Origin of the sequence: Ruegeria atlantica (genome assembly GCF_013033965.1) — a bacterium.
Taxonomy (GTDB): Bacteria; Pseudomonadota; Alphaproteobacteria; order Rhodobacterales; family Rhodobacteraceae; genus Ruegeria; species Ruegeria atlantica_D.
Map to the genome: position 1 here is coordinate 1 of NZ_WQFE01000022.1, position 9,450 is coordinate 9,450.

General features: G+C 55.8%; 11 protein-coding genes. 5 read left to right on the forward strand and 6 right to left on the reverse strand.

What is annotated here, in order from left to right; translation table 11 throughout:
• Positions 1-435 precede the first annotated feature (435 nt).
• From GOW16_RS22210 to GOW16_RS22225, 4 genes are read left to right on the forward strand one after another with little or no spacing between them, the layout of a single operon-like run.
• The gene (locus GOW16_RS22210; RefSeq protein WP_170419714.1) at positions 436-1,086 is read left to right on the forward strand and encodes a histidine phosphatase family protein; all 651 of its coding nucleotides are present in this window, start codon (positions 436-438) and stop codon (positions 1,084-1,086) included.
• 21 nt (positions 1,087-1,107) lie between these two features.
• Entirely contained in the window at positions 1,108-1,722 is a 615-nt protein-coding gene (locus GOW16_RS22215; RefSeq protein ID WP_170419715.1) for a glutathione S-transferase family protein, read from the forward strand.
• Between the two features lie 14 nt (positions 1,723-1,736).
• Complete coding sequence (locus GOW16_RS22220; RefSeq protein WP_170419717.1) at positions 1,737-2,792, forward strand: saccharopine dehydrogenase; 1,056 nt, start codon at positions 1,737-1,739, stop codon at positions 2,790-2,792.
• A 3-nt stretch (positions 2,793-2,795) separates the two neighbouring features.
• A complete protein-coding gene (locus tag GOW16_RS22225; RefSeq protein WP_170419719.1) occupies positions 2,796-3,938 on the forward strand; it encodes a saccharopine dehydrogenase family protein in 1,143 nt (380 codons plus the stop codon).
• 71 nt (positions 3,939-4,009) lie between these two features.
• Here GOW16_RS22225 and GOW16_RS22230 read toward each other — a convergent pair whose 3' ends face one another.
• The 6 genes from GOW16_RS22230 to GOW16_RS22255 all read right to left on the reverse strand — a co-directional run bounded on the left by GOW16_RS22230 (position 4,010) and on the right by GOW16_RS22255 (position 8,173).
• The gene (locus GOW16_RS22230) at positions 4,010-4,213 is read right to left on the reverse strand and encodes a hypothetical protein (protein WP_170419721.1); all 204 of its coding nucleotides are present in this window, start codon (positions 4,211-4,213) and stop codon (positions 4,010-4,012) included.
• Between the two features lie 54 nt (positions 4,214-4,267).
• Positions 4,268-4,495, reverse strand: a complete 228-nt coding sequence (locus GOW16_RS22235) for a DUF1127 domain-containing protein (protein ID WP_170419723.1) — start codon at positions 4,493-4,495, stop codon at positions 4,268-4,270.
• A gap of 185 nt (positions 4,496-4,680) precedes the next feature.
• The gene (locus GOW16_RS22240; RefSeq protein ID WP_170419725.1) at positions 4,681-5,175 is read right to left on the reverse strand and encodes a universal stress protein; all 495 of its coding nucleotides are present in this window, start codon (positions 5,173-5,175) and stop codon (positions 4,681-4,683) included.
• Between the two features lie 17 nt (positions 5,176-5,192).
• Complete coding sequence (locus tag GOW16_RS22245; protein ID WP_170419727.1) at positions 5,193-6,533, reverse strand: TRAP transporter large permease; 1,341 nt, start codon at positions 6,531-6,533, stop codon at positions 5,193-5,195.
• 17 nt (positions 6,534-6,550) lie between these two features.
• Positions 6,551-7,087, reverse strand: coding sequence for a TRAP transporter small permease (locus GOW16_RS22250; protein WP_170419729.1), 537 nt, complete (start codon positions 7,085-7,087; stop codon positions 6,551-6,553).
• 69 nt (positions 7,088-7,156) lie between these two features.
• Complete coding sequence (locus tag GOW16_RS22255) at positions 7,157-8,173, reverse strand: TRAP transporter substrate-binding protein (protein WP_170419731.1); 1,017 nt, start codon at positions 8,171-8,173, stop codon at positions 7,157-7,159.
• Positions 8,174-8,342: 169 nt separating this feature from the next.
• On the opposite strand from GOW16_RS22255, the gene GOW16_RS22260 reads away from it, so the two are divergent.
• A complete protein-coding gene (locus GOW16_RS22260) occupies positions 8,343-9,254 on the forward strand; it encodes a LysR family transcriptional regulator (RefSeq protein WP_170419732.1) in 912 nt (303 codons plus the stop codon).
• Positions 9,255-9,450 lie beyond the last annotated feature (196 nt).

The window sequence follows — 9,450 nt, forward strand, 5'->3', positions numbered from 1 at the left end:
AATCAACCAACTTACCTCCCAACTCAACATGTAAGTCGTAAAGGGGAGTGCGCTTGAGAACGTCAGACATGGCAGAGACCTTTCCTAAACCCTTGGCAACATCGCCGCATGAATGCAACGTTATCTCTGTAGTGTCGCCAATTGACACCAAGGTTCCTACGACTGCGCAACAAGTCAACAGGCTTCGTTTGCTGACAGTCTATTGTCCCCTCGAGGCAGATGTCGCAGCGGCATGTATACAGGCGCATGCAGTGACTTTGTATCCTATAGGAAACCTTTTTCCGTTAGGCAACATCGCATGTGGCGAGACATGGGCAAATTTCTGCGCCGGTCAGAAACCGTTGAACCATCATTCTGATTTTTGGACGCTTTCTGCCAAAGCGCTCTGGCACCGGACATGAACCTGCCCTAAGACTTCGCACAAGAGGGGACGCAATGGCACATATCACATTGGTGCGTCACGGGCAGGCCAACACCGCCGCACGCGACGAAGCAAACTATGACAAGCTCAGCGATCTGGGCCATCAGCAAGCGCGTTGGCTGGGCGCGCATCTGAAATCCACACAAGCGTTCTACCCACGAGTCTTTTGCGGAACCCTGTCACGTCATGTAGAAACGGCCGCCAGCATGGGCCTGCCCGAACCAATGCGAGACGCCCGGTTGAATGAAGTCGAGTATTTCAACATCGCAAAATTGTACGAAGAGCAGCACGGCGTTGCGGTTCCTACTGACCGAGAAGGGTTCGTAGAGCATTTGCCCCGCACATTCGCCGCCTGGGCCAGAGGCGAGATCGAGAATACGCCAGAAACATTTGAAGAATTCGAGACGCGTGTCTCGGACGCGCTGCGCGACATCGGAACCGACGGCGGTCCAGCGATTGTCGTGACCTCTGGCGGGTTGATCTCGATGGTGGTGCGACAGGCAATGGGGCTGGACATACCTGCAATGGCGCGGGTGGCTCTTGCCATCATGAACACGTCCATGCACCGTTTGCACCCAATCGGCGCGCAGTTGAGCCCTGTCCTGTTTAACGCGGTTCCGCATCTGGAAGCGCCCGACAGACAGTTTGCGCAGACGCATCTGTAACCCAAGCCCGGAGGTCCCCTGATGCAGCTATACTACGCCCCCCGCACCATTTCGATCGCCGTTGCCATCGCACTGGAAGAAACCGGTCTGGAATATGAGGCGGTTCGTCTGGATTTCGCCGAAGGGGAACAGACGAAACCGGCATACAAGCAGATCAACCCAAAAGGCCGGGTGCCGGCTTTAGTGGTTGATGGTGGTATCCTGACTGAAACCGGGGCATTGCTGGAGTATATCGCAGCAATTGCGCCTGCGGCAGGCCTTGTGCCCAGTGACCCTGTTATGGCGGCCCGAATGCGCGAAGTGATGTACTATCTGGCCTCAACCATGCATGTGAACCACGCGCACAAATTGCGTGGGCACCGCTGGGCCGACAAGAAAGCCAGCTGGAAAGACATGTCCGGCAAGGTTGCCCAGAACATGACGGCATCCTGTGAATATATTGTATCGAACGGCCTGCGCGGGCCATTTGTGCTGGGCGATACGGTCTCGCTGGCGGATGCGTATCTGTATGTGGTTTGTAGCTGGCTGGAAGGCGACGGCGTGGACGTGTCGGCCTTTCCCAAAATCCTCGCGTTCCGCGAGGCGATGGAGGCGCGCGCCTCGGTTCAGGCGGTGCGTGCCGCCGGGATGCTTTGAACAAAGGACGACACATGACACATCTCTGGGTCCGGGCAGAGCAGCGCCCGAACGAAGACCGGGTTGGCTTGACCCCCGAGGGGGCCGCAGCGCTGATCGCGGCGGGCATCCGTGTGACAGTCGAAGAAAGCCATGCGCGTGCCATTCCGACTGACGGATACAAAACGGCTGGCTGCGAGATTGCACCCGAGAACTCTTGGCCAGATGCCCCTCAGGACGCAATCATATTTGGCCTGAAAGAGCTGCCAGAGGATGGCACACCCTTGCCCCATCGCCACATCATGTTTGGCCATGCCTACAAGGGTCAGCACTCTGGTCGTGCCCTGTTGGAACGGTTCAAGGCTGGGGGCGGAACGCTATATGATCTTGAATACCTTGTGGATGAGGATGGTCGTCGTGTCGCGGCCTTTGGGTATTGGGCTGGTTATGCCGGTGCGGCTGTCACCCTCAAGACATGGGCAGCGCAGCAGCGCGAAGAAGAGTGCCCTGCGGTCGGTGTGTACCCAAGCAAAGATGTCCTGAACGCAGAACTTCTTGCCGAACTAGATGCAACAGATGCGGACCGCCCCCGCTCCATCGTCATCGGAGCCCTGGGACGCGTTGGCACAGGCGCCGCCGATCTGTGCGAGGCGATGGGTGTCACCGTCACCAAGTGGGACATGGCCGAAACCGCCAGCGGTGGGCCTTTCCCCGAAATTCTTGATCACGACCTGTTCCTGAATTGCATCTTCGCCCGCCCCGGCACTCCGGTTTTTGTACCGCGCGAGGCATTGAATGGCCCGCGCAACCTGACAGCCATCGGTGATGTCGCCTGCGACCCGGACAGCGATTACAATCCCGTACCGGTTTATGACCGCGCCACAACATGGGATGCCCCCGCCCTGCGGGTTGCGACCGACCCGGTTATGGACGTCATGGCAATCGACAACCTGCCTTCGATGCTGCCGGTCGAAAGTTCCGAAGATTATGCCGCGCAACTGCTACCATCCCTGTTGACCCTGACCGATTTGGACAGCGGCGTCTGGGGTCGTGCAGCGGCAACCTACAAATCTAATATCGAAGGGATCTAAACGATGACCATCCATTGGTGTGGCACCGGCCTGTCGGCCATTCCCGGCCTGCGCCGCCTTATCGAAGGCGGACACAAGGTTACCGTCTGGAACCGGACCATTGACAAAGCCAAGGCCGAAGTTGGGGATTTGACCAACGACATCCGCACATTCGACAGCGACGCGCTGGGGGCTGTGTTGGAGAAGGGCGATGTGATCGTTTCGATGCTGCCGGGCGATTGGCACGTTCCGCTAGCAAAACTGGCCATTTCCAAAGAAGCCAACTTTGTCTCATCCTCCTACATCGCGCCCGAGATGCGCGCGCTGGATGGCAAAGCGCGCGAGGCTGGGGTGGCGCTGGTGAACGAAGTTGGGCTGGATCCGGGTATTGACCACCTGATGGCGCACGCCTTGGTCACCGATTATCGCGCTTCGGATGCGTTTGATGCACAGAACCATCTGAGCTTTATCTCGTATTGCGGTGGCATTCCGAAAAACCCCAATCCGTTCCGCTACAAGTTCAGCTGGTCCCCGCTGGGTGTGCTGAAAGCGCTGCGTTCGCCGTCCAAGTCGATCCGCGATTATGCACCGCTTGACGTGGCGCGCCCGTGGGACGCGATCAGCAGCTACACCGCCCCGCTGCCCACGCCTGAAAGCTTCGAGGTCTATCCGAACCGCGACTCTTTGCCTTTCATGGAAGAGTATCAGTTCGAAGATCACTGGACCGTCAAGGAATTCGTCCGTGGCACCCTGCGCCTGAATGGCTGGGCTGATGCATGGTCCGACGTGTTCCAAGAGATTGAAAACCTGTCCGGACCCGAAGGCGATGCGCGCCTGAAGGAAATGTCGGATCAGTTCTGGGACGAGAACGCCTATGACGATGGGGAACCGGACCGCGTGGTTTTGTGCGTCGGGCTGAAGGCTGAGAAAGACGGCGTACCCGTCTGGCACAAAACCTACGTCATGGATGCCTGGGGCGACGCGCGGGGCACGGCGATGGCGCGCCTGGTCTCGATCCCCGTTTCATTGGCGGTCGAAGCCGTTTTGAACCGCGAGATTGCCGTCGGCGTTCACGCCGCACCTAGCGATCCAAAACTGGTGCAGGGCTGGATTGCCGAGATCGACAAACTGGCCCAGCATTTGCAGGTTGTGGATCACCTCGCGTAAGAAAAGCCACTCTGGCACACCAGAGTGGCTTTGTTTCGCTTTTCCTTTTTAGCTCGGCGTTTGCCAGCGGGTCATATGTAGCGCTGAATCGTATCTTCAATGTCGCTGCGGTTTATGCCGAGCTCAGACAGTTCCTGATCGGAATACCCGTTCAGGTACTGCGCGGCGCGCACAATATCGACGCTGATTGCACGCATACGCATGGCACGATCAAACAGCAGCAGGGCGCTTTCCGATATGTTCGGTTGCTTGCCGGGCGGGATGACATCAAACATGATCTGTTACCTCATAACTGGTTAAAAACGGGTACTTTTCTGTCCGGCACGTCGTTACTGCCGATAAGGTACGCCGTGATACACGCTTTGATAGGCGCGTTGCTTGATCTCGTCCCGAGGGACACCGATGTCGCTCAATTGGCGATCGTTCAACGCCTCCAGGTCCCGCACTGTGTTGGCGAAAATTCTGCGGCGGAAGTGCTCGGTTCGGGCTTCTGCGTAGTCCGCGAACAGCGTGGAAAAAACGTTGCGGTTCGGGGTTACGGTCTGTGTCGCTTCCATGGTCTTCTCCTCCTGAATTTGGATTGCGGCTTTGGTCACAATTCAAATAAAGGAACTGGTTGTTAAGGAGAGGACACCGAAACCTTAAGCTCTGTTAATGAAGCTAACTCAGGTATCGTTTGGTGTTTTCGCGCGGCACGGCGAAAAGCATGGGCCGCTACGATTGCAGCGGCCCATGGGTGTCGTCAGACTTCGTCCGGGTTCGGAACGATGAGTGTCGGAATTTTCGACCGGCGCAGGACCCGTTTTGCCACCGTACCGAGGAACGTGTGCGAAAAGCCGTGGTCATGCGCGCCAAGCACGATCAGGTCGCATCCCATCTCGACCGAGCGTCGCAGGATCACTTCGGCCGGGTGCCCGTCGGTGACCTCGACCGAGGACACCTGGTCGCGGATTTTCGCATCTTCGCCTTCGAACTGCGCCCAAAATTTTGCCTGCCGTTCTGCAAGAACTTTACGCACCATTTCATGGCGCCGCTTTGAGGCGGATTTGCGTGTTTCCTCGTTCAGGATGAACATGTCCATCGTAATCTTGGCGTCATCGGACAAGGGTTCGTTCACATGCAGCACGTGAATTTCTGCCCCCGTTGCCATGGCAATGCTCGCGGCGTTGCGCATGGCATGACCTGAATTCTCCGACAGATCGGTAGCGAACAGGATATTTGTCACCATTTGTTTCATAACATCATCCTTTCAGGTCAGTAGCCCAGCAGCCTTGGCAGCCATAGCGACAACTCGGGGAAGAACGCAATGACGAAAATCGCGATCGTGTTGGCCGCTGCAAAGGGCAATGCGCGCAGCGAAATCTGCTCGATCGTAATGTTCGAGATACCCGATGCGATGAACAGGTTCTCACCCAGCGGCGGCGTCTGGAAACCAATACCCAGCGTACAGACCATCACCACACCAAAGTGGATCGGGTCGATACCCACCGAATAGGCAACCGGCAACATCACCGGAACCAGGATCAGGATGGTGGCCAGCGTCTCCATGAACATGCCGACGAACAGCAGGAAGAAGATGATCAGCGCCCAGATCACATAGAGGTTGTCGGTGAAGCTGAGCATCGAGTCCGCGATGATCGCCGGGATCTGGTTTTCCACCAGCAGGCGGCCGAACACGGTTGCGGTGAACAGGATCAGCAGAACGCGGCCCGTCAGCCATGTGGTGGCTTCCAGCGACTGGAACAGCGACTGCCATGTCAGTTCACGGTAGATGACCACGCCAACGACTAGGGTGTAGAAGATCGCGACAATCGCAGCCTCGGTCGGTGTGAAGAAGCCGGTATAGATACCGCCCAAGATCACCAGCGGCGCCATCAGCGACCAGAACCCACGGTACATCTCGCAGCCCACGTGGCGGATCGACCAGCCTTCGGCCACACCTTTGTAGCCACGTTTCTTCGACATGAAGAAGTTGAGGATCAACAAGCTGCTTGCGATCAGGAAGGCCGGAACAAAGCCCGCGATGAACAGTTTCGAGATCGAAACCGACTGGAAGGTGCCGAATTTTTCGACCGCTTCAACAGGCGGCGCCATACCGAGCGCGGCAATGCCGAAGATCACCATCGGGATGGAGGGAGGAATAATAATCCCGAGACCACCTGAGGAAGCAGTAATCGCAGAGGCATAGCCGCGCTCATAACCGCGGTCGATCATTGCTGGAATCATCAGCATCCCCACGGCCGCAGTTGTCGCCGGGCCCGAGCCCGAAATAGCACCGAAGAACAGGCACGCCATAACCGTTGCAGCCGAGATACCGCCGGTGAAAGGACCGGCCAGACTTTCGGCGACATTGATCAGGCGTTTTGAGATACCGGCGGCCTCCATAAGAGCCCCGGCCAGAATAAACGCAGGCAGCGCCATCAGCGGGAACGCACCCACCGACGTAAAGGCAATCTGCACAAACTTGATTGGGTTCTCACCCAGGTAAAGGAACGAGAACAGTGATGCCACACCCAGAGCAACCGTGATCGGTGCGCCGATGAGCAGCAGTAGAAGAAACGATCCAAATAGGATTGTGACGATTTCGGATTCCATGGTTTTTCCTCCCTGCCTCAGTCGTGCTTGGCTGCTTCGGTGGCAGCTTTGATTTCATCGAGGTCGATCTGATCAGGATCATGGATGTCTTCACCTTTGATCAGGCGGCGATAGTTCACCTGAATGATGCGGAAGGTCATCAGCGCAAAGGCAAGAGGCAGCACCATGTAGACATATTTCATCTCGATACCCAGGGTCTGGGATTTCCAGAACTTGTTCATCTTGTTGAAGACAAAGTCCGTGGCCAGGTACAGGAAGTAGACGTTGAAAAAGAGCCAGAACAGATCCGCGAAGGCTTCGATATACTTGATCCACCCGTCAGGCAGGAACTTGAACTGGAATGTCACCCGGTTATGCGCGCCTTTCAGGGCGGCGTAGCTTGCACCAAAGTAGACAAACCAGACGAACATGTAGACCGAAAGCTCTTCGATCCAGCTGATCGAAAAGCCAAAGACTTCACGCGCGACAATCTGGGCGAATAGCAAACAAACGAAACCGGATAAGAGTATCCGGCAGATGACACTTTCTATATTGTCCAGAAATTTCCAGAACATATCGGAATTCCCTCCTCCCTGAGATGAAAAGAGCGCCGAAGCGCTCTTTCCTTTATCGCTCTATGGCGATTATTGCTGGACCGGGTCGCGGCCGATGGCTTCGAGAACTGTGTTCAGTTTCTCGACACCGCCGATGGACTCGTAGAACTGCGGCCATACGGCGCCAGTTGCCAGTTCGATGAACTCCGCTTCATCGTTCTCAGGATCGATGATTTCCATGCCTTTGGCGGTCAACTCTTCCTTGATCGCAGCTTCAGAGTCGCGCAGGAACTGTGCCGATGCCAGAGTTGCTTCCTGACCGGCTTCCAGAACGATCTTTTGATCTTCTTCCGACAGACCCTGGAATACGGATTCCGAAACGATCAGCGGCTCGATCGAGAAGATGTAACGCAGGTTGGTTACGTGGTCCTGGACCTCGTAGAACTTCATTGCGTTGATCGTCAGATACGGATTGTCCTGACCGTCGACAACTTTGGTCTGCAGACCGGTGAAGGTTTCGGACCAAGCCATCGGAGTCGGGTTGATGCCCCAGGACTTGTAGGTTTCGATCATGATTTCGTTCTTGGGAACGCGGATGATCAGGTCCTGCAGGTCAGCAACCGAGCTAACCGGCTTTTTCGAGTTGGTCAGGCGACGGAAACCTGTGTAGGTCCAGCCGATGATGCGCACACCTGCGTCACGAATGGTGTTTTCCACCAGTTCCTGACCGATCGGGCCCTGAGTCAGCTTTTCAGCATCTTCCAGCGACAGGATCACATAAGGCAGAGTGAACACGCCAACCGAAGGCGAGAACGGCGTGATGTTGTTGATCGCCAGCAGCGACATGTCCAGAGTGCCGATTGCGGCCTCGTTGACAGTGTCCTGCTCGGAACCCAGCTGGCCGTTCAGGAACAGCGTCGCGGTGTGCTCGCCGCCAGATTTTTCTTCGAGCGCCTTGACGAAAGCCAACCCCAGGGCTTCCTGTGCGCTGCCCGCGCTGTCGCCTACCGCGATCTTGAAGTTCTTCGCGTCGGCTGCGCCAGCAACCATAAGTGCCGCGACCGAAACGGCAGCAGTCATGGTGCCAAGCTTTTTGATGAATGACATAGATGTCCTCCCAGTTTATCAGGTTTCGAGGTGCGCGCCGCTCTGGGGAGAGATGAACGGTCCGATTCTGCCTCGGTTCGAAGAGAGTAGCTTGTGAAAGGTGTTTCTATGTTGTTATTCTTTGCGCGGCAGGTTTCACATATATCAAACTTTGCAATTTAGGTGAAATATGGTTGCATCACGCATTGGCGATAGCGACATTCGGTTGCTTCGCGTGTTTAAAACAGTTGTCGAAAGCGGCGGATTATCCGCGGCGGAAGTTGAGCTAAATATCGGTAAATCCACGATTTCAAAGCATGTTACGGATTTGGAACTGCGTTTGGGCCTTAAGCTTTGCAACCGTGGACCTGCAGGTTTCTCCGTGACCGAGGACGGAGCAAAGGTATTGCAGGCGGCGGATCACTTGCTTGTGTCCGTGTCTCAATTTCGGAATGAAGTGAGCGAAATCAAGGAACAGTTGGGGGGAACGATCCGCGTTTCGCTGTTCGATCAATGCGCCTCGAACCCCGAATCTAGACTTGCGCGGGCGATTCACCGATTTAACGAAGCAGCCCCATCGGTTCAGATCGAACTGTCGCTTGAGCCGCCAAATGTAATTGAGACCATGGTCATCAGTGGCCAGCTTGACATCGGGATAATCGCGCTGCATCGGCCTTCGACGAGCCTGAACTATGCTCCGTTATATGGCGAGAACATGTTCCTGTACTGCGGCCGAGAGCACCCCCTGTTCAAAGTTCCTGACCGCGACCTGACGACAAGTGATCTGCTGAGGTACAATTATGTTGGGCTCAGTGTGAACTCTCCGAACCTAATTGTAGGCCAGCAACTGGGCTTTCAACGTTCTGCAAAAGTTCAGAGCGAGCAGGCCCTGGCCATCCTTATTCTGTCGGGGCGTTACATCGGCTACCTGCCGGACCATCTTGCGCAGGATTTTGTGGACCAGGAAAAGATGCGAATTGTGTTGCCGGACGAAGCGCGATACCGAACACGGTTCGCTGCAGTGACCAGAAAGCAACCTGAACCGACGCGAGTTACAAACCTGTTTTTGGAAGTATTGCGAAGCGAGCATTCGAGTTCTTGACAAGTTCTCTGCCGACAGACGCGAAGTGGCTGCACTCCAAGCGCGGTTTTTGTATCGGATCGATGGTGAGACGTGATTTCACATTATCTTTTTCGACTTTGCCAATACACATGACTACCCACCACATAACCAGAGTTTCAAGTTATTGGTCTGCGGAGGTGAGGATGTTAAGTGATTGATCCTGGGGATCAATTGT